Source organism: Brevibacterium sp. S22 (genome assembly GCF_004745485.1).
GTDB lineage: Bacteria > Actinomycetota > Actinomycetes > Actinomycetales > Brevibacteriaceae > Brevibacterium.
In genome coordinates this window covers 14768-37017 of the sequence record NZ_RHFG01000009.1, presented here as the reverse complement: position 1 = coordinate 37017, position 22250 = coordinate 14768, and the positions used below count along the sequence as shown (strand labels likewise).

Sequence of the window (22250 nt, the reverse complement as noted above, 5' to 3'; positions counted from 1 at the left end):
CCTCAGATCACGGAATCGCGAATCAGTCGAGCGCGGCGATCTTCGCGACCTGTGCGTTCGTGAGCATGACGAGATCCTCGGGGCGGATCTCGATCTCAAGACCGCGACGGCCGGCCGAGACGAACACGGCGGAGTGGTCGAGCGCGGTGCGGTCGACGACGACGGGAACGGCATGGCGCTGCCCGAACGGGGAGACTCCTCCGACGGGGTAGCCGGTCCGGCGTTCGGTCTCGGCGACACCGGACAGCTGGGCCTTCTTCGCTCCGCGCGCCGAGGCCAGTGCCTTGAGGTCGAGCTGGCCGGAGACCGGGACGAGCGCGGTCACGGGTGCCCCGTCCACCTGGATCATCAGGGTTTTGAACACCTGGTCGGAGCTGACGCCGAGCTTGTCGGCGGCCTCCGAACCATAGCGGCGGATGGCGGGATCGTGTTCGAAGCTGCGCAGGCTGTAGTCGATGCCTGCCAGGTTGAGCACGCGCACGGCCGGGGTCGCCGCACTGGAAGTCTTGGATGCAACTGTCATAAGGGGGTAGTGCCTCCTGCCCGCAGGTCGACGGGGCCAGGAGGCGCAGTGATCACGACTCCGTGTCTCCACGTCGATACGGACGGAATGTTGTATCGGTGCTGATAGGTACCCATCCACAATAGGCGAAGTGGGCTTGCGGGCGCCAATTCTCGTGACCCCAGATGACCCGTCGGCAAAGGCGATGACCCCCTCTGCTGCGGGCGTTCAGCCCCAGCCGAGTTCGTGGAGTCGGTCATCATCGAGCCCGTAGAAGTGCGCGATCTCGTGGACGATGGTGATGACGATCTCTTCGCGCAGGTGGTCCCTGTCCTCGGCGAAGTCGATGAGGTTGTCGCGGTAGATGAAGATGTTGTCGGGCATCTCGAACCCGGCGATCCCCCGCTCCCCGATCGGCGTGCCCTCATAGAGGCCGAGCAGGTGCCGGTCACCGTCCTCCGGTCGGTCCTCGACGAACAGGGCGACGTTGTCCAGCTGTTCAGTCACCCCATCGGGCAGCAGGTCCAGGGCTTCACCGAGGATCGCATCGAACTCGTCATCACTCAGGGCCTCCATGCCTCCACTCTAGCGACCCCGATCCCCTCACCGAGGCGGCCCTCCGAAACCTCGAAAATCACCACACCTGCCTTGTGACGGAGGACACTGCTTTTCGTTTTGCATTCCCCGAATCGGGTGGGATAAGCTTAACGTCGTTGCCCACGGGGAATCCGAGGACAACCTGGGCCCCCATCGTCTAGAGGCCTAGGACACCGCCCTTTCACGGCGGCGACACGGGTTCGAATCCCGTTGGGGGTACGGTGTAGGATCGAAAGGTCCAGCATCACAACAGCAAGGCCCTGTGGCGCAGTTGGTTAGCGCGCCGCCCTGTCACGGCGGAGGTCGCGGGTTCGAGTCCCGTCAGGGTCGCGGAGCATAAGGCTCTTCTTCGGAAGAGCCTTTGTTTCTCTCGGCATACTTGTGAGTATGTCGGCGGCCAGGCTCTGTAGCTCAGTTGGTAGAGCGTTCGACTGAAAATCGAAAGGTCACCGGATCGACGCCGGTCGGAGCCACAACACGGAAGCCCCGCTTCCCAGTGAGAACTGGGAGGCGGGGCTTCTTCGCATCTCCATCCGCACCTCTTGAAATCCGAAACATCTGGAGTAGGTTGAAGATGAGTTCGATGGCCCGCCCACGTCGTAGTGGTGCAGGGCGAAAGGAGAGCACGATGACGAACAATCCGACGATTCAGGAACTCAGCCACGAAGACAGGGCTTTCCCACCCCCAGCGGACTTCGCCGCCAATGCCAATGCGAAAGCCGATGAGTACGACAAAGCCGCGGCCGACCGCCTCGGCTACTGGGCAGAACAGGCGCAGCGCATCACCTGGGACACTCCCTTCGACACCGTTCTCGACTGGTCGGAGAAGCCCTTTGCCAAATGGTTTGTGGGAGGCAAGCTCAATGCCGCCTACAACTGCGTCGACCGTCATGTCGAGAACGGCCTCGGCGATCGCGTCGCCTACTACTTCGAAGGCGAGTCCGGCGACACCCGCACCATCACGTACTCCGACCTTCTGCGCGAGGTCTCGAAGGCTGCGAATGCGCTCACCGAACTCGGAGTCAAAACAGGCGACCGGGTCGCGATCTACATGCCCATGATCCCCGAGACGGTGTTCGCCATGCTCGCCTGCGCCCGCCTCGGCGCCCCGCACACCGTCATCTTCGGCGGCTTCTCCGCCTCGGCGATCGCCGACCGCGTCAAAGACTGCGGAGTCGAGTTCGTCATCACCGCCGACGGCGGCTATCGCAAGGGCAAACCCTCCGGTCTGAAATCCGTCGTCGACGAGGCGATGGAGGACTGCCCCGAGGTGCGCAACGTTCTCGTCGTCCGCCGCACCGGCCAAGACGTGGCCTGGAATGACGACCGTGATCTGTGGTGGCACGACGTCGTCGATCGGCAGTCGGAGACCCACACTCCGGAGGCCTTCGATTCCGAGCATCCGCTCTACATCATGTATTCCTCGGGCACGACCGGCAAACCCAAGGGCATCATGCACACCACGGGCGGCTACCTCGTCGGAACCTCGTTCACGCATTGGGCGGTCTTCGACATCAAACCCGAGACGGACGTCTATTGGACGGCCGCGGACATCGGCTGGGTGACCGGGCACTCCTATATCGTCTACGGCCCGCTGGCCAATGGGGCCACCTCAGTGCTCTACGAAGGCACTCCCGACACCCCGCACCGGGGTCGCTGGTGGGAGATCGTGGAAAAGTACAAGGTCTCCATCCTCTACTGCGCGCCCACCGCCATCCGATCGTTCATGAAATGGGGCCGCGACATCCCCGCGGAGTTCGACCTGACCAGTCTGCGTCTGCTCGGCAGCGTCGGAGAGCCGATCAACCCCGAAGCGTGGATGTGGTACCGCGAGCACATCGGCGGGGACCGCTGCCCCGTCGTCGACACCTGGTGGCAGACGGAGAACGGCAGCATCCTCATCAGCCCTCTGCCGGGCGTGACCGAGACGAAACCGGGAGCGGCGATGCGCCCACTGCCGGGAGTCGTCGCGGACGTCTTCGACGACGAAGGCAACTCGGTCGAGCCCGGAAACGGCGGCTACCTGGTCATCAAGGAACCGTGGCCGTCGATGCTGCGCACCCTGTGGGGCGATGAGGAGCGGTTCAAGAAGACCTACTGGTCACAGTATCCGGAGGTGTACTTCGCAGGGGACGGGGCGAAGATCGACCGCGACGGTGATTTCTGGGTCCTCGGCCGCGTCGACGACGTCCTCAACGTCTCCGGACACCGGATGTCGACCGCGGAGATCGAGTCCGCCCTCGTCGCTCATCCGAAGGTCGCCGAGGCGGCCGTGGTCGGGGCGAGCGACGAGATGACGGGACAGGCGATCGAGGCCTTCGTCATCCTCCGCGAGAGCGCGGAAGACGGCGGCGACGACGTCGTGGCCGAACTGCGAAACCATGTCCGCTCCGCGATCGGAGCGATCGCGACTCCACGCTCGATCATGATCGTGCCCGACCTGCCGAAGACCCGATCGGGCAAGATCATGCGCCGACTGCTCAAGGACGTCGCCGAAAAGCGCGAGGTCGGCGATGTGACGACCCTCGCGGACTCCTCGGTGATGGACCTCATTCAGAAAGGTGTCGCAGAGAGCTGACCGTCCGCTCTGAGAGATTCCGCCCACCGCCCCTTGCGGTGACCCACAACACACTGATGTACTGTTGAGTAACATCTGGTGGGTCGCCGCAGGCCGGCGATCGCACCCGGAAGCCGAAAGACACTCGACTGCAAGGATGCGTACGAATGAAACGTGGAACCGAAATCGCCGGCGCCAAGGTGCTGATCACCGGAGCCGGAAGCGGAATCGGCAGGCTCATGGCCCTGGACGCGGCAGCCCGAGGTGCTGCCGAGATCATCATCTGGGATCTCTCGGCAGACTCCGGGGAGGCAGTGCGCGCCGAGGTCGAGGCTGCGGGGACGGCCGCCCGAGCCTTCGCCCTCAATGTCGGCGATGCCGACCAAGTCGCCGCCACGGCCGAGCAGACAGGACCGATCGACGTCCTCATCAACTGTGCCGGCATCGTCACTGGAAAGAAGCTCCTCGAAGTCGATGAGGCGGCGGTGCGACGGGTCTACGACGTCAACACCTTCGCCCTGTACTGGACGACAAAAGCATTTCTGCCCGGAATGATCGAACGCGACCGCGGCTCGGTGGTCACCATCGCCAGCGCCGCCGCCCTGACCGGGGTCGCTCGACAGACCGACTACTCGGCGAGCAAATGGGCGGCCGTCGGCTTCACAGAGTCCCTGCGCGGAGAGCTGCGCGCCGACGGCAGCCGGGTCAACACGTTGGCCGTGTGCCCCTTCTACATCAACACCGGCATGTTCAAGGGGGTGCAGACGAAATTCCCTCGACTGCTCCCGATCCTCGAAGAGAACGATGTGACGACCCGTGTCCTCGACGCCGTCGAGTCCGGCCGCGAGCAGCTGGTTATGCCCTCGCTCGTCCGTCTGGTCCCGGGCGTCCGCCTGTTGCCGACCCGTGCCTTCGACAAGATCATGGACTTCCTCGGCGTCAACCAGACGATGGATCACTTCACCGGTCGGACAGGCCAGGACCGGAAGCGCAGGTCCCCGGCAGGAGACGTTCCGGTAGCCGTCGCGCGCCACTAGGCCGCACGCCGGGCAGGTCTTGCCCGGCCGCAGCCTCGGCGCGGGTCCACAATGGAATCAGTGGGACTGCGCGGAGGAGGCTGACATGGCGATGACGGATCTCGTCCTCGAAGGCGGTGGGACGAAGCTGCCCGGCCTCGTCGGGGCGCTCGAGGCTCTCGCCGACGGCGGCTACGACTTCCATCGCATCGCCGGAACCTCGGCCGGGGCGATCGTCGGTTCTCTGGCTGCGGCGGGGATCTCAGCACCGAACCTGCGGCAGAAGGTCCTCGAGCAGGACTTCGGCGAATTCGAGGACCTCTCCCCCGCGTTCCGCCTCATCCCCTGGCTGGGGAGAGTGCAGGGACTGCTGCTGCACAAAGGCATGTATGTCGGTGATGCGCTCCACGATTTCCTTGCTTCGGCGCTGGCCGATCAGGGGGTGCGCACATGGGGTGATCTGAAACTCGATGACCCGGGCAGTGCGATCCCGAGGCAGCGATCGTATCGGCTCGTCGTCATCGTCTCCGACGTCTCCCGCGGACGTATGCTCCGCCTGCCCTGGGACTACGAGGACGCCCTCGGCGTCGATGCGGACAGCCAGTCCGTCGCCGAGGCGGTGTGCGCCTCGGCCGCCAGCCCTTTCTTCTTCCGCCCGCGCAGTCTGCCCGCCAGGTCGAACGTGGCCGGCGGCGACTCCGTGCTCGGTGCCGACGGCGGACTGCTCTCGAACTTTCCTGTCGACGTCTTCGACCGCAAGGATGCGAAACCGGCACGCTGGCCGACGTTCGGCGTCATGCTCTCGGCCCGGCACACGGCCGCCGCCGAATGGCGGCCCAATGCGACAACCTTCCAATACGCGAAGTCCCTGCTGACGACGATGCTCAACGCCCACGACCGTCGGCACATCGACGACCCCTCGGTCACCGAACGGACGGTGTTCGTCGACACCACCGGACACAGCAGCACGAACTTCGCCCTCACGGCTGCCGACAAGCTCGATCTCATCTCCTCGGGCCGGGCGGCCGGGAAGAAGTTTCTGGCTCAGTGGGACTGGGAACGGTGGAAGGAGCGTTTCGATCGGAAGTGACCCCGCACCCCATAGCCTGCGACCGTTCCACGTGTAAGAATGAGGGCCCGAGACCGACCACGAGCGAAGGAGAGATCATGAACGAATTCGATTCGGACGCAGCCGACCGGCCGGAAGAGGACCCCATCCTCGACGATCCCGATCTCGACGAGCCGACGGGCGACGAACTCGACGATCCCGAGCTCGCTGCCGCAGAGGCCGAAGCCGAACAGGTCGGTGTCGACTCCGGCATCGATGAAGACGAACCCGCAGACGGCCCCGTCGAGCCCGGCGCCGAGGGGCCAGAAGGCACAGGCGTCGAGGGCGCCGACGATGTTCTCGTCGACGACGCAGGCTGGGAGGATGAGAACGAAGCTCCTGACCTCTCTGACGAGTTCAACACCGATCAGTCACCCGCCGCAGAACAGGGAAATCGCGTCGGTGACGAGATGGTCTCCGAAGGCGATGATGATTTCGAGGTCGCTGAGCTCGACGGGGACGACCTCAACGTCGATGCCCTCGCCGATGACGGGACCGAAGAGGTCTCGGTCATCGACGGGATGCCCGAAGTCATCGACGACTCCTTCGAAGAGGACTGACTTCCGCCTCCCCCTCCGATTGCAGTCGGCTCCCATGTGCTAAGACTGGATGGGAGAGGAGTTGTCCATGTCAACCGGATATCCGCGTCGCCAGTCGACGTCCGCCCCGAATGCGAAGTTCGATCTGCCGCACATGGGATCGGGCCGTCCGGTCCACCGACTCGGCGTCATCGCCACTGTCGCTACCTTCGGCGGTCTGCTCTTCGGCTACGACACCGGTGTCGTCAATGGTGCTCTCGAGCCTCTGAGCGAGGACTTCGGACTGAGCGCGCTGAGCGAAGGCCTCGTCGTCGCCTCTCTCATGGTCGGGGCCGCCTTCGGTGCGGTCTTCGGCGGTCGTGTCGCCGATGCCTGGGGACGCCGGAAGACGATCCTGCTCCTGGCCGGAGTCTTCATCCTCGGCACTCTCGGCTGCGTGCTCGCTCCAGGAGCGGAGTTCCTCATCGGTGCTCGGTTCGTCCTCGGCCTCGCCGTCGGCGGCGCCTCGGCGACCGTACCCGTCTACCTCGGTGAGATCGCCCCTTCGGAGAAGCGGGGCAGCTTCGTCACCCGCAATGAGCTGATGATCGTCGGCGGTCAGCTCGCTGCCTTCATCATCAACGCCGTGATCTTCAACTTCTTCGGCCACGTCGATTCGATCTGGCGGTGGATGCTGCTCGTCGCCCTGGTGCCTGCAGTCGCGCTGCTCGTGGGTATGGTCTTCCAACCCGAGAGTCCGCGCTGGCTGATCTCGCAGGGACGCAATGAGGAGGCTCTGACCGTCCTCAAACAAGTCCGGTCCCCCGAACGTGCGGAAGCCGAGATCGAAGAGGTCACCCATCTCGCCGCCGAGGATGCGAAGGAAGCCACGGGCGGTCTTTCCGACCTCGGCACCCGATGGGTGCTGCGCTTGGTCATCATCGGCGCCGGTCTCGGGTTCTTCCAGCAGCTGACCGGCATCAACTCGGTCATGTACTACGGGACTCAGCTGCTCACGTCCGCCGGACTCGATTCCGGTGTCGCGATCATCGGCAATATCGCCAACGGCGTGTTCTCCCTCGCCGGCATCAGCTTGGGCATGTACCTGCTCAACAAGCTGCCGCGCCGGGTCATGTTCCTCACCGGCTACGCCCTCATCGCGTTCTTCCACACCCTCATCGCCCTGGCTGCGGTCATCGTCCCGCCCGGTCCGGCACAGGCGTGGACGGTGCTGGTCTTCCTCGTCCTCTTCGTCTTCTCCATGCAGGGAACTGTCGGCCCGCTGACATGGCTGATGCTCTCCGAGATCTTCCCGATGAAGATCCGCAGCTTCGCAATGGGCATCTGCGTGTTCGTGCTCTGGATCATGAACGCCATCGTCGCGCAGTTCTTCCCACCGCTCATCGAGGCCATGGGCATGACGGCGACGTTCGGCATGTTCGCCGGCATCGCCGTGCTCGCCTTCATCTTCCTGGCACTCATGCTGCCGGAGACCAAGGACAAGGACCTCGCGCAGTTCGAACGCGAGTTCAAGGCCGAGTACGGACGCAGATAAGGAGCCGTCATGTCAGTCGCCGTCGCCGTCACCGACAGTCCCGAAGGCCGCCATGCACTCGAATCGGCCGTCGCCGAGGCGCAGAACCTCAACACCGGTCTGCTGCTCATCAACCTCACCCTCCATGATTTCACCGAGGAGGAGATCCCCTCCGGACTCGCGGTCACCGTCATCAACCGTTCCGGGCGCGGGGATCGTGACCCCGTCACCGCCGTCATCGACGAACTCAATGCTCATGCAGAGGTCGACCGCCTCGTCCTCGGGGTCCGTGCCCGGTCACGCGTGGGCAAGATGATCCTCGGGTCGGTCGCGCAGCGGCTCATCCTGCGCTCCCCCGTACCCGTGCTCACCGTTCACATGGACGCTTCCGTCAGCGGACGCGGTTGAGTTCGGCGAAAGCCTGGTACGGCAGCACATTCGCCGTCTCGGCCGGGCGGTCGTCGGCAAGCATCTGCAAAGAGCCCATCGCCCCTGACATCGCCGCACGATAGAGCAGTGATCCGCTGCTGATCCGGCCGACTCCCGCCTCTGCGAGGCTGGACCGCGCGTACCGCGCACTGGCAAGCACATTCACCGGAACCCTGCTGTGAGCGGTGATCGTCTGGGTCGTCGTGAGGTCGAGGTCTCCGGGGACGAAGATGCCATCGGCACCCGCGGCGGTGTAGGCGTCGATGCGTTCGATGACATCGCCGAGGTCGTTCCGGCCGATCCAGAACGTGTCGATTCGTGCGTTGACGAACAGTGCGGGGAAGGCTTCCTTCATCGCCTTCACCTTCGCTGTCAGGACCGCAGGTTCGCCCATCCGCCCCCTTCTCGAATCTTGGATGTTGATGCCGTCGACAGTGAGTCCGACCGCGGCGTCCGCGGCGAATGCCTCGCGTACGGCGTCGACGACGGATTCGGGACCGTCTCCATAGCCGTCTTCGAAGTCACAGGTCAGCGGCAGGTCCGGCAGCGCCGTGCGAAGCGCTGCGGCAAGGTCTGCGGTTGCGGTCAGGGTGTCACGGTCCTCATCGGCGGCACCGATGGCAGCGGCGATGCCCAGGCTCGTGGTACCGACGGCTCGGTGCCCCGCCTCGGCGAAGAGCTGTGCACTAGCCACGTCCCAGGCGCACGGCAGGATGAATGGGTCGCCGGGGACGTGCAGCTCGCGGAAGGCTGTCGCGGTATCGGTGGGTGCGGTCATTGTCGGTCTCCAGTGTTCTCAGAGGTGATCGCTGTAAGCAGTGAGCACCCAGTCGAGGCGGTCGCGCCCGTCCGGGGTGATCGTCAGTGCTCGAGAGTGCGGACGTCGCTGGATCCATCCGCGGTCGAAGAACGTGCGGCAGATGTCGTCTCCGAGTTGGCCGCCGAGGTGGGAGCGACGTTCCGTCCAGTCGAGGCATCGTCGCACCAGGGGGCGTGCCGACGAGGCCTGTGGTTCCGCGTCGAGTCCGAAAGCTTCGGCGAGACCGGCCCGCCCGGAATCGGTGATGTTCATCGACTCATCGATCCATTCTCGCTGAGTCAGAGCCGAGAAGAGCTGGGTGCCGAACCTGCCTGCGATGTGTCTGTAGCAGGTGCGAGCGTCGATCAGCTGCCGATTGCGGGTCTTCGCCGTCATCGTCGGTGCCGCGGTCATCGCCCCGTCGGCCAGAGCTCCCGTATGTTCCAACCAGTCAGCGATGTCGGTCGAGGCGATCTGAACATAGCGGTGCCGGCCTGCCCGTCGCTGTGTGAGGACACCATGGTCGATGAGGATGCTGGCGTGTTCGGACAGTGAGGACATCGGAATGGACAGAGCGCGGGAGAGTTCGGTGAGCGTCCAGGCACGACCGTCGAGGAGGCTGGCACAGATCATCACGCGCGTTGGGTCGGCGATGGCCGATGCCAAGGCGGCGATGTTCGGTGCGGACTCCGGAAATCTCCTCGTCATACGTCCATCGTAGGACCGTGTCGATTCGGTGCTGCCCGAAATGTCGCGACTCTGTGCTTCGGGGCGGGGCCGTTTCCACCTCGCTTATGGCCTAGGCTTGACTGCGGTAGTTTTCCGTTCGAGGTGAGGGGGCAGGCGTGGCCGATACGACAGAGGGCACTGAGGCGGCCGATCGACTCGAATCCGCGCTCACCGGCAGAATCGATCCCTATACTCTTGACGAGATCGCTCATCTGGCCCGGCAGGTGCCGCGTGCCGAAATCGCCCGGCTCGTCCACACCTCGACTCCGCTGCAGTCGGCGATGCTCTTCAGAGTGCTGACGAAGGCCGAGGCGCTCGATGTCTTCGAGGACCTGCCGCCGGCCTACCAGGCCGAGCTCATCGGCAACCTCCGTGAGCCCGAGGTCGCCGACATCGTCGAGGGGCTCGACCCCGATGATCGCGCCGAGCTCTTCGGCGAACTGCCCGCGAGTGTGGCCAGCCGCCTGATGAAGGGGCTGACTGTCCAAGAGCGGGCGATGACCTCGGCGGTCCTCGGGTATCCGAAGTCCGCGATCGGTCGGTACATGTCTCCCGAGGTGCTCGGTCTGCACGAGGATTGGACCGCCGCCGAGGCGATGGAGGTCGTGCGGGCCCGCATCGACGGCCCCGAGACCGTCTACCTCCTGCCCGTGGTCGGCCCCGGCCGGGTGCTGCGGGGCGTGGTGTCGCTGCGCAATCTCCTCGCCGCCGATGCGGACACGATCATCGAGGATATGGTCCGTGATTCGCTGAGCACCCATGCGCTGACGGACCGTGAGGAAGCAGCGCGTGAGTTCCTCTCCCACCGTCTCATCGCGATGCCGGTGACCGATCAGGAGGAGCGCCTCGTCGGCATCCTGACCATGGACGACGTCCTCGACATCGTCGACGAGGAGGACGCGGAGGACCTCGCCCGCGGATCCGGTACGGAACCGCTGGACCGCTCCTACCTGTCCTCGACGATCATGCGTCTGGTCAAGAGCCGCATCATCTGGCTGCTCGTCCTTGCCGTCTCCGCCATCCTCACCGTCCAGGTCCTCGAAGTCTATGAGGACCGCCTCGATCAGGTCGTCGTCCTCGCGCTCTTCATTCCGCTGCTCACCGGCACGGGCGGCAATACCGGCAACCAAGCCGCCACGACCGTCACCCGCGCCTTGGCCGTCGGCGAGGTGCGCGTCCGCGATCTCGGACGAGTCATCTGGAGAGAGCTGCGCGTGGGCGGGGTGCTCGGTTCCGTGCTCGGCGCATTGGGCTTCATCATCGCCGGACTCGTCTACGGCTGGGCCATCGGTCTGGTCATCGGACTGACCCTGCTGTCGGTGTGCATCATGGCCGCGACGGTGGGCGGACTGATGCCGATCATCGCGAAGAAGGTCGGCGCGGATCCGGCGGTGTTCTCCAACCCGTTCATCTCCACGTTCTGCGATGCCACGGGCCTCATCATCTACTTCACGATCGCGACGACGGTCCTCGGTCTCAGCTGAGGGCCGGGCAGAAGCCCGGGTTGCCGGCTTATGCCGACCACGCCTCCCACAGCTGCGCGTAGCGTCCGCCGGCGGCGACGAGTTCGGCATGTGTGCCGGCTTCGATGACCCGGCCGTGATCCATGACGAGCACCCGGTCGGCGGTCTCGGCCTGGCTGAGACGGTGAGCGACGACAAGCGCTCCGCGACCGGCCAGAGCTGACCGTGCCGAGCCTTCGAGGACATGTGCGCCGGCCGAACCCGCCTCGGCGGTGGCTTCGTCGAGGATCGCGAAGTCGGGGTCTGCGAGCACCAGTCTCGCCAGGGCGATCGTCTGTTCCTGGACGGGGCTCAGCCGCTGTCCGCCGTCGCCGATCACGGTGTCGAGACCCTGCGGCAGAGACTGTGCCCAGTCGGCGCCGACGGTGTCGAGAGCCGCGAGAATCGCGTCGTCGGAGGCCTCGTCGACAGGCAGGGCGATGTTCTCCCGCAGGGTCCCGACGAAGGTGTGGACCTCCTGGGCGACCATGGCGATGTGTTCGCGGAGCACGGATTCCGGCAGGGTGGTCAGGTCTTTCCCCGCCGAGGCGGTCCCACCGTTCGCCAGTGCCGCCCGGCCCCTGCTCGGGGCCGAGAGTCCCGCGGCGATGCGGGCCAGCGTCGACTTCCCGGCCCCGGTGGTGCCGACGACGGCGACGACCTCACCCGGTTCGATGCGCAGGTCGACGCCGGTGAGCACATGATTCTCCGATTCCGGATCCTCGTCGTAGGTGAACCAGACGTCGTCGATCACGAGGGCAGGCGCCGCGGTCACGTCGTTGTCGACGTCAGCCTGCGACCGCCTCGGCGAGGTTGTTGCTTCGTCGATGACGCCGACCATGCGGGTCAGCGAGGCACCCGCCGACTGGACCTGGTCGAAGAGTCCGACGAGCGCGCCGATGGGGTTGAACAGGCGGTGGTAGACGAGTGCGGCGGTGGTCACGGCTCCGGCGGTGGACTCGCCGAAGAAGACGAGGGCGAACCCGGCGATGAGCAGCAGGGAGAGGACGACCGCCTCGGCGCGGTTGTTGCGGCTGAAGGCGCGGGTGAGGAACCGGAACACGTGGATCGAGAGGTCGCGGGCCTCTCCCGAGGCGGAGTCGATGCGGGTCATCTCCCCGTCCTCGGCGCGGTAGGCGCGCAGGGTCTGTGCTCCGGTGAGTCCGCCGAGGAGACGGCCGGCGCGACGACCGAATGCGGCGCGCTCTTCCTTGTAGATGGGTTCTGATCTGGGCAGATACCAGCGCAGGGTGAGCCAGTACATCGGCAGGGCGACGAGGCCGACGAGGCCGAGTCGCCAGTCGATCGCCACCAGTCCGGCGGCGGAGACGATGACGACGAGGAGGGATTCGACGACGAGCGGCAGCACCTGGGCGGCGGCCTCGCTGATCTTGCGGGAGTCGTCGGCGACGCGGGAGACGAGGTCGCCGGTGCCCGTCGATTCGATCCGTTGGGATTCGAGCGACATCGCGGCGTCGACGACCTCGGTGCGCAGTTCGGCGACGACCGGCATGGCGATGTGGGCGAGCGCCCACGCACCGATCCAGGTGCCCAGGGCCATGACGATTCCGGCGACGGCCACGGCGATCGCGCAGAACCAGACGACGTCCTCACCGGCTCCGGCGGGCAGCTCGTCGACGAGGCGACCGATCGCCCAGGGCCCGACGAGTCCGGCTCCGGCGTTGGCAAGTCCGGCGATGACGAGGAGGACGACCCATCCGGCTCTCGCGCGCAGAAGTGGGGCGAGGTGGGTAAAGGATCGACGGCGTGAGGCGATCGTCAGGGTGGTGTGTGAGGTCGGCGGCGTCATCTCGTCACCGCCTGTCGGTAGGCCTCGGCCGTGCCGTCCGCGGCGGCGAGCAGCTCATGGTGGCTGCCGATGAGCACGGGCCCGGTCGCTGGCACGAACACGACGGTGTCGGCGCCGGCGAGGAAGGCCGGTGAGCTCGTGAGGATGAGGGTGGCGGTCGCCTCGGTGCTACGTCGCAGCCGGGTCACACCGTCGGCGATGCGCGCCTCGGTGACGGCGTCGACGGCGGTCGTGGGTTCGTGGAGGACGAGGACGGCAGGGTCGGCGTCGAGGGCGCGGGCCAGCGCCACGCGTTGGCGCTGCCCGCCGGAGAGGTTGCCGCCGAGTTCCTGGATCCGGTGGTCGAGGCCGCCGTCGACGAGGCCGAGGAGTTCGTCGGTGCCCGATGCGGTGAGCACGTCATCGGTGACGGGGTGGTCGGTGGTGCCGACGATCATCGTGATGTTCGACCGGATGGTTCCTTCGAAGAGGTCCACGGTGTGCGGGGAGACGATCATCCGGTCGGGTCCCGTGCTGCGGGCGTGGCCGCCGAGGGCGCCGAGGAGGTTCGCCGCGGGATCGGCCTGTTCGGTGACGATGCAGGTCAGTCCCCCGAAAGCGGTGGTGAAGTCGACACAGCGGTCGGCCCCGGTGTCCCAGTTTCCGACGGACAGACCTGAGTCGTCGAGGGTGACGTTCGGTGGGGTCGCGCGGTCCGTAAGGTCCGTCGCCGAGGGGGTGTCTGCGGTGGCTGTGGTGTCTGCGGTGTCGATGTCGTGAAGCAGGGTGGAGATCCGTGAGGCGGCACCGTGGGATTGGGCGAACTGTCCGACGATGTCGGCAAGGGCTCGCATCGGTTCGGTGAGGAATGCTGTCATCCCGAGGATGCCGATGAGGGCTCCCACGCTCATCTGACCCTCGATGAGGCGCAGGCCTGCGACGATGAGGACCGCGGCGAGGACGATGGACATCACGAGTGCCCCGAGTCCGGCGAGGCGCCCGGTGCGCTCTCCGGTGGCGATGCCGGCGGTGGCCGCCTCGTCGGAGGTGGTCCGGTACCGGCGGACGGCCCAGGGTTCGCCGCCCATCGCCTTGATCACGCGCAGACCGTGCATCAGGTCGGAGGCTGATCGTCCGGCACGGGCGACGGCCTCGAGCTGGGCGCCGGCCTTGGCCGAGACCGACCGGCTGGGCAGGGCGACGATAATCAGCCCGATCGGAACCGCCACGAGGACGACGAGTCCGGTGACCGGGTCGGCGACGAGGAGGAAGACGGCGGCGGTGAGCATGCCCAGCACCGAGGCGATGCCTCGTCCGGCCTGTTGGAAGGACATGGCTGCGGTGTCGGCATCGGCCGAGGCGATCGAGAGCACCTCGCCCGAGGCACGGTCGGCTGGAAGGTTCGCCGAGGTGAGTGCGGCATGGGTGATCTCGACGCGCAGTGCGTGCGCTTCGTGTTCGCGGGCGGCGTTGCAGAAGCGGGCGCCGAATCGGTAGCCGAGGCTGAGCACGGTGAACAGGAGGCCGACGCCGATGATCGAGACGATGAGCATCGGCCACGACAGCGGGATGATCGCGCGGTCGACGACGATGCCGATGGCCACGGGCACGAGCGCTTCGCAGACCTGCCACATCGACAGCGTGATGGCACCCGGAATGAGAAGAGAGAGGCGCCGACGAGCGGCTCTGCGCAGGAGTTCTGAACCTGACGAAGGAATGGTCGGCACGAAGGACACCCTAACATCACCGGCATTCTCGGGGACTACACTGCCCACTATGCTGCCTATCGCTGCGGATCTCGAGCACGGGTTCCCTCGTCTCGACGGACAGACCTTCGTCGTCACCGGCGCCAACAGCGGACTGGGGCGGGTGAGCGCCGGAGCTCTCGCTGCTCATGGGGCCCATGTCGTCCTCGCGGTGCGCAATCGGGAGAAGGGTGAGGCGGCCGCGAAGGCTATGCGCGGGTCGGTCGAGGTCCGGGAGCTCGACCTCGCCGATCTGGCCTCGGTGCGGACCTTCGCCTCGGGTCTCGATGGTCCGATCGACGTTCTCATCAACAATGCGGGCATCATGATCCCGCCCCTGGGCTACACCGTCGACGGTTTCGAGTCCCAATTCGGGACCAACCACCTCGGCCATTTCGCGTTGACGAACCTCCTCCTGCCGCAGATCCGTTCTCGGGTGGTCACGGTCTCCTCGCTCGCCCACAAGCAGGGCGTCATCGACTTCTCCGACCTCAACTGGCAACGCCGTCGGTATCGGGCGATGACCGCCTATGGGCAGTCGAAGCTCGCGAACCTGCTGTTCACCACTGAGCTCGAACGACGGCTGACGGAAGCAGGTTCTCCAGCGATCGCAGCTGCGGCTCATCCGGGTCTGGCGGCGACGAATCTCTTCCGCTCCAGTGAGGGTTCGCCGCTGCGGCGGGGGCTGAGCAGAGCGTTCACGCGACTGGTCGCGCAGCGAGACACGGCTGGTGCCGCACCGACGCTCAACGCCGCCGTGGCCGACGTGCCGGGCAATTCCTACCTGGGTCCGGGCAGAGCGTTCGAGACCCGCGGCGAACCCATCTTCGCCAGCCGGACTCCGGCCTCGCTCGATCAGGACGTCGCGCGTCGGCTGTGGGAGGTATCGGAGGAGCTGACGGGGGTCGGATTCCCGGAATCGCTGTCCTGATCATCGGTCTATTCGCAGTCGCGGTGGGTATCGTGACGCTATGACTGTTCTGTGCAATGTCCACATCTTTGACCCCGAGTCCCCTGCCTCTGCCGGCGAGCCGGTCGATGTCGAATTCGACGACACGATCACCGCGATCCGCCCGGCCGCGGACCCGGATCCGTCCTCGGCGGCCACCGTGCTTCCGGGTCTCATCGACACTCACGTCCACCTCGGCGAGCGTTCGCGATTAGTTGACGCCGTGCGGTCGGGGCTGACGACGGTCGTCGACCTCGGGACCCATCCGGATTCGCTGGTTGCAGGTCTTCGAACCGACGCCGAGCTGCCGAACATCCTCAGCGCTGGATCGGCCGCCTCGGCGCCGGGCAGCACTCAGATCCAGATGATGGGATTCCCCGCCGAATCCGGTGTCACCGGCCCCGCGGATGCCGAACGGTTCCTCGACTGGCGCACTGACAACGGAGTCGATCTCATCAAGATCATCATCGAGGACCCCGACGCGACGGAGACACCCGCGCTCGACATTCCTACGTTGCGGGCCATCGTCGACGGGGCCCGGAAGCGGGGCCTGCTCACCGTCGCTCACGCGGTGACGGCCGCGTCCTTCGATCGCGGCCTCGACGCGGGGGTCGACGTCCTCACCCACATCCCCTTCGATCGGCCGCTGCCGGAGGCGACAGTCGCGAGGATCGTGGAGACGGGCACCATCGTCTCCCCCACCTTGGTGATGATGCGCGCGATCGCCGACGCCCGCCTCGGCGAGCATGCCGATGCCGCGATGGAGCTGGCGGTCGGCAATGTCCGCGCCCTGCTCGACGGTGGGGTGACGGTCATTGCCGGCACCGATGCGAACGAGACTCCGTTCGCACCCGTGCACCATGGTCCCTCACTGCACGCCGAACTCGACTATCTGGTTCAGGCCGGCATGAGCCCCGCCGAGGCGATCCGCGCGGCAACCTCGGCGGCCGCGGAAACGTTCAGGTTGGGCGACCGAGGTCGGATCGTCGAGGGAGCACGTGCCGATCTCATCGTCGTCGACGGTGATCCGCTCGCCGATCTTTCGGTGTTGAGCTCGCCCGCCGAGGTAGTTGTCGGCGGACGTCGGCTCGTCTGAGCGCTTCTTACCGGAAGGCCTGCTGGCCCGTGATGTGGCGGCCGAGGATGAGGGTGTGGACCTCGTCGGTGCCTTCGTAGGTGCGCACGGATTCGAGGTTGTTCGCATGCCGCAGCGGTGAGTATTCGAGGGTGATGCCGTTGCCGCCGAGCATCGCTCGGGCGTCGCGGCAGATCTGAATGGCCTCCCGGCAGTTATTGAGCTTGCCGACCGAGATCTGCACGGGATCGAGCGTGCCCGCATCCTTGAGCCGCCCGGTCTGGATCGAGAGCAGGATGCCCTTCTGGATCTCGAGGGCCATGTTCACGAGCTTCTCCTGCGTGATCTGGTACGCGGTGAGCGGCTTGTCGAACTGCAGACGGTTCTGGGCGTAGTCGAGTGCCACCTCGAAGGAGTCGCGGGCCGCGCCCATCGCACCCCACATGATCCCGTAGCGGGCCTCGTTGAGGCAGGAGAACGGCCCCTTCAGTCCCTTCGCTTCCAGAAGGATGGCGTCGGCCGGGAGGGCCACCTCGTCGAGGGTGATGTCGCACTGGATGGAGGCGCGCATCGAGAGCTTCTGTCCGATCGGGGTGGCGGTGAACCCCTCGGTGGCGGTGGGGACGAGGAATCCGCGGATGCCGCCCTCGGTGGCGGCCCAGATGACAGCGATCTGCGCGATCGAGGCCAGACCGATCCAGCGCTTAGCGCCGTTGAGGGTCCAAGTTCCGTCAGCGTTGCGGCTCGCGGTCGTCGCCATCGAGGCGGGGTCGGAGCCCGCGGTGGGTTCGGTCAGTCCGAAGCAGCCGATGATCTCGCCGGCGGCCATTCCGGGCAGGTACCGGTTCTTCTGCTCCTCGGAGCCGAACTTGTGGATGGCCGACATCGCCAGCGACCCCTGCACGGACACGAAGGTCCGCAGTCCGGAATCACCGGCCTCGAGTTCGAGGGCAGCGAGACCGTATTCGACGGCGGAGCGACCCGGGCAGCCGTAGCCTTTCAGGTGCATGCCGAGCAGACCCTGGGCGCCCATCTCGGGCACGATCTCGGTCGGGAAGACCGCGTTCTCGTACCAGTCAGCGATGTTCGGGCGGATCCGTTCGTCGACGAAGGCCCTGACCCGGTCACGCAGTTCGAGTTCGGTCTCGGTGAAGAGACCCGCAAGGTCGAGGAGGTCCGAGGGATCGGCGGTGGTTGTGGGGGCTGGGGCGGTGGCAGTCAAGGTGTCTCCTCGGAGGCTGATCGGGGTCGCTCTCCACAGTGCCACCAGAATTACACAGAGTCCAAGAGGTAATATTGCATCTATTGAGTCAATATTTTTATCAATTGTGAATGGCGAGGTCAGACATGGAGTTCAGGCAGGTCACGGCATTCCTCGCCGTCGCCGAGGAGCTGCATTTCGGGCGCGCGGCAGAGCGGCTGCACATCGCCCAGCCGGCACTGAGTCAGATCATCCGGGCGCTCGAGCGCGACCTTGACGTCGAACTCTTCGAGCGAACGACGAGGCGGGTGCGTCTGACACCGGCTGGTGAGGCGCTCCTTGAGCCGGCCGCGGCAATCGGGACACAGGTCGACGGTGCCAGGCGCATCGCCCGCGCCGCCCAGCAGGGACTCGCGGGTCGGGTCCGCATCGGCTTCGGCGGCACGAGTGGCTATGCGATCCTCTCCCGGCTGGCCAGGGAGGTCGGGCAGCGGCATCCGGGCATCAGCCTCGACCTGCGACCGCAGATGTACTGCGGGGAGGCCGCGATCGCGCTGCGGGACGGGGAGATGGATCTCGCCATCGTCAGCCCGCCCGCACCGGCCAGCGTCGACGTTCACGTCATCCGGCAGGAGCGGGTCATGCTTGCGGTGCCTTCGGATCATCCGATGGCCGACCGGGAGGCGGTGAGCATGACCGAACTCGCCGGACAGCCATTCATCTCCTATGCCCCGTCTCATGGATCACAAGTAAGGGAGGTGATGATGCGACTGGCCGACGAGGCCGGCTTCCTCCCCCGCATCGTCCAGGAGGCACCTGACCCCTACAGCCTGCTGGCCCTGGTGGGCGCGCAGGTCGGCATGTCCGTCGTGGTGGCGCCCTCCGAGCACATCCGCATCGACGGGGTCAGCTATGTGCGGCTGGACGAGGGTGACGATGCCTTCACACTCGCGCTCGGGTGGCGCCGGAACAACCCGTCGGAGGCCCTGGTCCGCGTCATAGACATCGTCCGCGAGGTCCTCCCCTCCGCAATTACTACCTGACGGCGGCCCAGATACCCAGCGCGAGGTATCTGGGCCGCCGTCAGGTAGCAATCAGGGGCGGATTGTGCCGGGTTCGCGGGTGGGGATCGCGTCCAGGGCGGCCAGCTGATCTCGGCTGAACTCGATGTCGCCGACGGCCGTGTTCTCCTCGAGGTGGCCGATCGATGCCGTGCCGGGAATGAGAAGAACATTCGGGGCCCGGTGGAGCAACCAGGCCAGACCGACCTGTGAGGCGGTGACGCCGAGTTCGCCGGCGGTCCGGGTAACAGCTTCCTCGTCGGTGACCTTCGGCAGGCCTTCGAAACCGCTGCCGAGCGGGAAGAACGGCACCCAGGCAATGCCTTCGGCGATGCAGAGATCGAGCATGTCATCGTCGTCGCGTGCGATGAGGCTGTAGGAGTTCTGCACACAGTCGATTCCCGCCGGCAGCGCCGTCCGCAGCCCGTCGATGGTCGTGTTGCTCATCCCGATCCCGCCGATAAGCCCTTCGTCGCGCATCGCAACCATCTCCGCGAGCTGATCCTCGATGCTCACCACCTGGTCCTCAGGCAGGGGGATCGTCACCCCGGTATCCATGCGGCGCAGATTGACCACGGCCAACTGCTCGACTCCGAGGGTGCGCAGGTTTGCCTCGACCTCGGCACGCAGCTCCTCGGGCCGCTGCGCCGCGCGCATCGGGAAGGGGCCCTCCGGGTCCGGGGCCGCTCCGACCTTGCTGACGATCGCGACATCGTCGGAGGGCGAGAGCGCCTCCCGGATGAGTTCATTGGACAGACCATTGCCATAGAACTGCGCGGTGTCGATGTGATCGATGCCGAGCTCGAGGGCCCGACGCAGCAGCGAGACCCCCGTGGGCCGGTCTTCGCGGAGTCGTTCGAGCTGCATCGCGCCGTAGCCGATGCGGGCCACGCTGCGTGACCCCAGCTGTGTCTGACCACCGGGTTGCGGTGCGGCCCCGGAAGCAGCACGATCGCCGAAGTCGTGCCGCGGTGCCTCGCGAAGTGTGAACCATCCGCGGGCGAGGCGGCGGTTGTCCTCGGTGAGGATGGTGAACGGGGCGGGTTCGACCCCGGCATCGATGACAGCCTGTTCGAGGTAGTCGCGCAGCTGCCAGACCGCAGCCGGGTCGACGCCCTCGGCGCGAAGCAGTGCCCGCAGCTGGCCCTCGGTGACGGCAAGGTCGGTGGCCGCCTCGGCAAGGGTCAGCCTCGAACGGTCGAAGTTCTCCTGCAGTTCGGCGGCCGTGCGGGCGGTTTCGGCATCATTGAGTGACATGGGTTCTCCTAGATCGGTGGAGGTGTGTCGTCAGGTGGGGAAGGGACTGCCGGTCAGCCGAGCACCGGCAGCTGGAGGTAGGACGCATACTCGCCACCGGTGTGGATGACGTGAGTTCCGGCGTTGTCTCCGACGTATTCGCGGATGCCCGGCATCATCGTGCCGAGCAGATTGCGTGAGCTGACGACGAAGCGCAGCTGCTCGCCGCGGTGGAGGGTCAGCCCGATCGGCAACAGGTCGATGTCGATCTCGACGACCTCGCCGGGGCCCAGTTTTTCGACGCGGTCGAAGGTGTGTGCGGGCACATCCTCGGTGGTCAATGCCTCGTCGAGGTGGCGCATCGACACCCGGAGCCTGCCGTCGGAGCCCTTGTAGCGCAGGATCGTCGCACCGTGGTCGGTGACGTCGTGAATGCGCGCGTTGTGATTGGGCACGGTGAAGGCCTGCAGGGGTGTGCCCTGGGAGTCGAGCTTCTGGACGAGGACGAAGAGGTCCATGTCCGCAGCTCCCCGAGCCTCCACCCACAGGTGGGCCTTCGGGTAGCCGACGAGTGTGGTCTCGTTATCGAAGTTCGCGATGAAGGACACCGCATCGGGGTTGGCGTCGACGTCGTAGACCGCCTCGGCGCCGGTCTCGGGAGCCTGTGTCATCAGGGTCCTGGAGTTCGCCTCGAGGTAGAACTTCGTGCTCACCGAGGCGGCCGGTGGGAATTCGGTGGCGGGGATGTGTGTGCGGTCCCCGCCCTCGAGGTCGAGCGTCGAATACCGCACGCGCGGGGTCTCTGGCCAGTCGTTGTCGACGCCGAGGAGGTAGTGGTCGAAGAAGCGGCGCAGGTCCTCGACGTTGGCCTCGTCGTAGTAGTCGGGCCATTCCTGGCTGTTGTGGATGCGCAGCCACTTCTCCTCCGAGGCGATGCGCCGCCAGCCGCGGAAGGTCCCGGCAGTGTGGAGGGTGTTCGAGTAGCTGGCCACGACGTAGGCGGGCACGGTGATCGACGCGAAGTCGGGGATCTTGTCCTCCCACAGTTCGTCCATGAGCGGGTGCGCATCCACCTCGGCGAGGATGTCTTCCTTCCGATTCCGGCCGAAGAAGCTGCCTTCCTGCAGCTGCCGGGCGAAGCCGGTGTCGGGCATGCCGCCGCGCATGACGACGTCGCGGTAGACGTCCGAGACACCCTCCCAGGGGTTGATCGCGGCCAGGTGCGCGGGCGCCTCGGCGGCGGTGAACCACTGTGAGACGGCGAGGTACGAGGTCCCGGACATTCCGATCTTGCCGGTGCACCACTCCTGCTCGGCCACCCATTCGATGACGTCGGCGCAGTCGCGGCCCTCCTGGCGATCCCAGAGGACGCTGTCGCCGTCGGAGTCGACGACGCCGCGGATATCGGGATTGACGATGGCGTAGCCGTGGGCGCACCAGTAGGCGGGATCGGGTCCTTCGAACTTCTCGAGTCCGGAGACGATGCCGTTGTCGAGTCCGACGAGTCCGAACACGCCCATCACGCTCGCCGAGGTGCCCTGAGCCTTCCCATAGGGACTCCAGGCGACGATGGCGGGGACCTCCTCGGCATCCGCGGGACGGAAGATGTCGACGTGGACGGTGGTGCCGTCGCGCAGCGTCACCGGGGTGTCCTTCTCGAAGACGATGTCGACGGGCAGCTCACGGAACTGCGGTGCGATCCGGAACCCGGCTTCGAGCACGCGAGTGCCGGGGTCATACGGGGTGAGGACTCCGGTGCGCGCTTCCGGCAGCGGGGCGGAGGGGATATAGGTCTTCCGGTCATCGGTCATGACAGGCTCCTCGAGTTTCGTCGAATCCACGGATTGTTCCGTGCTTCGCAGTCAGCCTACGCTCGGCGTCGTCGAAACTCAACAAGTGTTGA

The 22250-nt window shown here is 66.1% G+C and carries 19 protein-coding genes and 3 tRNA genes; 13 read left to right on the top strand and 9 right to left on the bottom strand.

Translation table 11 applies throughout. The annotated features are described in order from the left end of the window. Positions 1–22: 22 nt before the first annotated feature. Positions 23–523 carry a Cys-tRNA(Pro) deacylase gene (gene ybaK / locus EB835_RS09715; RefSeq protein ID WP_135809267.1) on the bottom strand — a complete coding sequence of 167 codons (501 nt, stop codon included), beginning with the start codon at positions 521–523 and terminating at the stop codon, positions 23–25. A gap of 207 nt (positions 524–730) precedes the next feature. Further along, a complete protein-coding gene (locus EB835_RS09710) occupies positions 731–1078 on the bottom strand; it encodes a metallopeptidase family protein (protein ID WP_135809266.1) in 348 nt (115 codons plus the stop codon). A gap of 167 nt (positions 1079–1245) precedes the next feature. Here EB835_RS09710 and EB835_RS09705 point away from each other — a divergent pair. From EB835_RS09705 to EB835_RS09665, 9 genes are all read left to right on the top strand, one after another. Continuing rightward, positions 1246–1318: transfer RNA gene (locus EB835_RS09705), tRNA-Glu, on the top strand. A 37-nt stretch (positions 1319–1355) separates the two neighbouring features. Next, positions 1356–1429, top strand: a tRNA-Asp gene (locus EB835_RS09700). 70 nt (positions 1430–1499) lie between these two features. After that, positions 1500–1572, top strand: a tRNA-Phe gene (locus EB835_RS09695). A 155-nt stretch (positions 1573–1727) separates the two neighbouring features. Continuing rightward, positions 1728–3677 carry an acetate--CoA ligase gene (gene acs, locus EB835_RS09690; protein WP_168216686.1) on the top strand — a complete coding sequence of 650 codons (1950 nt, stop codon included), beginning with the start codon at positions 1728–1730 and terminating at the stop codon, positions 3675–3677. A 146-nt stretch (positions 3678–3823) separates the two neighbouring features. Further along, on the top strand, positions 3824–4693 hold the full coding sequence (locus tag EB835_RS09685; RefSeq protein ID WP_135809264.1) for an SDR family oxidoreductase: 870 nt from the start codon (positions 3824–3826) through the stop codon (positions 4691–4693). 85 nt (positions 4694–4778) lie between these two features. Beyond that, positions 4779–5762, top strand: coding sequence for a patatin-like phospholipase family protein (locus EB835_RS09680; RefSeq protein ID WP_135809263.1), 984 nt, complete (start codon positions 4779–4781; stop codon positions 5760–5762). A gap of 77 nt (positions 5763–5839) precedes the next feature. Beyond that, positions 5840–6340, top strand: coding sequence for a hypothetical protein (locus EB835_RS09675; protein ID WP_135809262.1), 501 nt, complete (start codon positions 5840–5842; stop codon positions 6338–6340). Between the two features lie 67 nt (positions 6341–6407). After that, positions 6408–7853 carry a sugar porter family MFS transporter gene (locus EB835_RS09670; protein WP_135809261.1) on the top strand — a complete coding sequence of 482 codons (1446 nt, stop codon included), beginning with the start codon at positions 6408–6410 and terminating at the stop codon, positions 7851–7853. A gap of 9 nt (positions 7854–7862) precedes the next feature. Further along, a complete protein-coding gene (locus EB835_RS09665) occupies positions 7863–8240 on the top strand; it encodes a universal stress protein (protein WP_135809260.1) in 378 nt (125 codons plus the stop codon). On the opposite strand, the gene EB835_RS09660 is transcribed toward EB835_RS09665, so the two are convergent. Together EB835_RS09660 and EB835_RS09655 are read right to left on the bottom strand one after the other, a co-directional pair. Beyond that, a complete protein-coding gene (locus EB835_RS09660) occupies positions 8224–9039 on the bottom strand; it encodes an isocitrate lyase/PEP mutase family protein (protein WP_135809259.1) in 816 nt (271 codons plus the stop codon). The two genes, EB835_RS09665 and EB835_RS09660, sit on opposite strands and share 17 nt — an antisense overlap. Before the next feature lie 18 nt (positions 9040–9057). Then, complete coding sequence (locus EB835_RS09655) at positions 9058–9768, bottom strand: ArsR/SmtB family transcription factor (RefSeq protein ID WP_135809258.1); 711 nt, start codon at positions 9766–9768, stop codon at positions 9058–9060. Between the two features lie 137 nt (positions 9769–9905). Here EB835_RS09655 and mgtE point away from each other — a divergent pair, with 137 nt between their 5' ends. Beyond that, positions 9906–11273 (top strand): magnesium transporter, encoded by a 1368-nt coding sequence (gene mgtE, locus EB835_RS09650; RefSeq protein WP_135809257.1) that lies wholly within the window; start codon positions 9906–9908, stop codon positions 11271–11273. A gap of 28 nt (positions 11274–11301) precedes the next feature. Here the strand turns inward: mgtE and EB835_RS09645 are convergent, their stop codons facing one another. Together EB835_RS09645 and EB835_RS09640 are read right to left on the bottom strand one after the other, a co-directional pair. Continuing rightward, entirely contained in the window at positions 11302–13101 is a 1800-nt protein-coding gene (locus tag EB835_RS09645) for an ABC transporter ATP-binding protein (RefSeq protein ID WP_135809256.1), read from the bottom strand. Then, positions 13098–14807, bottom strand: a complete 1710-nt coding sequence (locus EB835_RS09640; RefSeq protein WP_135809255.1) for an ABC transporter transmembrane domain-containing protein — start codon at positions 14805–14807, stop codon at positions 13098–13100. Before EB835_RS09640 ends, EB835_RS09645 begins: the two co-directional genes overlap by 4 nt. A gap of 49 nt (positions 14808–14856) precedes the next feature. Here EB835_RS09640 and EB835_RS09635 point away from each other — a divergent pair, with 49 nt between their 5' ends. Continuing rightward, entirely contained in the window at positions 14857–15756 is a 900-nt protein-coding gene (locus tag EB835_RS09635; RefSeq protein WP_135809254.1) for an oxidoreductase, read from the top strand. Positions 15757–15796: 40 nt separating this feature from the next. Further along, entirely contained in the window at positions 15797–16870 is a 1074-nt protein-coding gene (locus tag EB835_RS09630) for an amidohydrolase family protein (RefSeq protein ID WP_135809253.1), read from the top strand. A 7-nt stretch (positions 16871–16877) separates the two neighbouring features. Here EB835_RS09630 and EB835_RS09625 read toward each other — a convergent pair whose 3' ends face one another. Then, positions 16878–18071, bottom strand: a complete 1194-nt coding sequence (locus EB835_RS09625; RefSeq protein WP_135809252.1) for an acyl-CoA dehydrogenase family protein — start codon at positions 18069–18071, stop codon at positions 16878–16880. A 110-nt stretch (positions 18072–18181) separates the two neighbouring features. Here EB835_RS09625 and EB835_RS09620 point away from each other — a divergent pair, with 110 nt between their 5' ends. Next, positions 18182–19093: a LysR family transcriptional regulator gene (locus EB835_RS09620; RefSeq protein WP_240688659.1), complete on the top strand. Its 912-nt coding sequence runs from the start codon at positions 18182–18184 to the stop codon at positions 19091–19093. A gap of 51 nt (positions 19094–19144) precedes the next feature. Here EB835_RS09620 and EB835_RS09615 read toward each other — a convergent pair whose 3' ends face one another. Both EB835_RS09615 and EB835_RS09610 read right to left on the bottom strand, forming a co-directional pair. Then, a complete protein-coding gene (locus tag EB835_RS09615; RefSeq protein ID WP_135809251.1) occupies positions 19145–20368 on the bottom strand; it encodes an aldo/keto reductase in 1224 nt (407 codons plus the stop codon). Between the two features lie 53 nt (positions 20369–20421). Next, positions 20422–22158, bottom strand: a complete 1737-nt coding sequence (locus tag EB835_RS09610) for a CocE/NonD family hydrolase (RefSeq protein ID WP_135809250.1) — start codon at positions 22156–22158, stop codon at positions 20422–20424. Positions 22159–22250 lie beyond the last annotated feature (92 nt).

Excerpts from the sequence above, each read along its gene's own strand:
- ybaK (WP_135809267.1), bottom strand. The coding sequence starts at position 523 with ATGACAGTTGCATCCAAGACTTCCAGTGCGGCGACCCCGGCCGTGCGC.
- EB835_RS09710 (WP_135809266.1), bottom strand. The coding sequence starts at position 1,078 with ATGGAGGCCCTGAGTGATGACGAGTTCGATGCGATCCTCGGTGAAGCC.
- acs (WP_168216686.1), top strand. The coding sequence starts at position 1,728 with ATGACGAACAATCCGACGATTCAGGAACTCAGCCACGAAGACAGGGCT.
- EB835_RS09685 (WP_135809264.1), top strand. The coding sequence starts at position 3,824 with ATGAAACGTGGAACCGAAATCGCCGGCGCCAAGGTGCTGATCACCGGA.
- EB835_RS09680 (WP_135809263.1), top strand. The coding sequence starts at position 4,779 with ATGGCGATGACGGATCTCGTCCTCGAAGGCGGTGGGACGAAGCTGCCC.
- EB835_RS09675 (WP_135809262.1), top strand. The coding sequence starts at position 5,840 with ATGAACGAATTCGATTCGGACGCAGCCGACCGGCCGGAAGAGGACCCC.
- EB835_RS09670 (WP_135809261.1), top strand. The coding sequence starts at position 6,408 with ATGTCAACCGGATATCCGCGTCGCCAGTCGACGTCCGCCCCGAATGCG.
- EB835_RS09665 (WP_135809260.1), top strand. The coding sequence starts at position 7,863 with ATGTCAGTCGCCGTCGCCGTCACCGACAGTCCCGAAGGCCGCCATGCA.
- EB835_RS09660 (WP_135809259.1), bottom strand. The coding sequence starts at position 9,039 with ATGACCGCACCCACCGATACCGCGACAGCCTTCCGCGAGCTGCACGTC.
- EB835_RS09655 (WP_135809258.1), bottom strand. The coding sequence starts at position 9,768 with ATGACGAGGAGATTTCCGGAGTCCGCACCGAACATCGCCGCCTTGGCA.
- EB835_RS09645 (WP_135809256.1), bottom strand. The coding sequence starts at position 13,101 with ATGACGCCGCCGACCTCACACACCACCCTGACGATCGCCTCACGCCGT.
- EB835_RS09635 (WP_135809254.1), top strand. The coding sequence starts at position 14,857 with ATGCTGCCTATCGCTGCGGATCTCGAGCACGGGTTCCCTCGTCTCGAC.
- EB835_RS09630 (WP_135809253.1), top strand. The coding sequence starts at position 15,797 with ATGACTGTTCTGTGCAATGTCCACATCTTTGACCCCGAGTCCCCTGCC.
- EB835_RS09620 (WP_240688659.1), top strand. The coding sequence starts at position 18,182 with ATGGCGAGGTCAGACATGGAGTTCAGGCAGGTCACGGCATTCCTCGCC.
- EB835_RS09615 (WP_135809251.1), bottom strand. The coding sequence starts at position 20,368 with ATGTCACTCAATGATGCCGAAACCGCCCGCACGGCCGCCGAACTGCAG.
- EB835_RS09610 (WP_135809250.1), bottom strand. The coding sequence starts at position 22,158 with ATGACCGATGACCGGAAGACCTATATCCCCTCCGCCCCGCTGCCGGAA.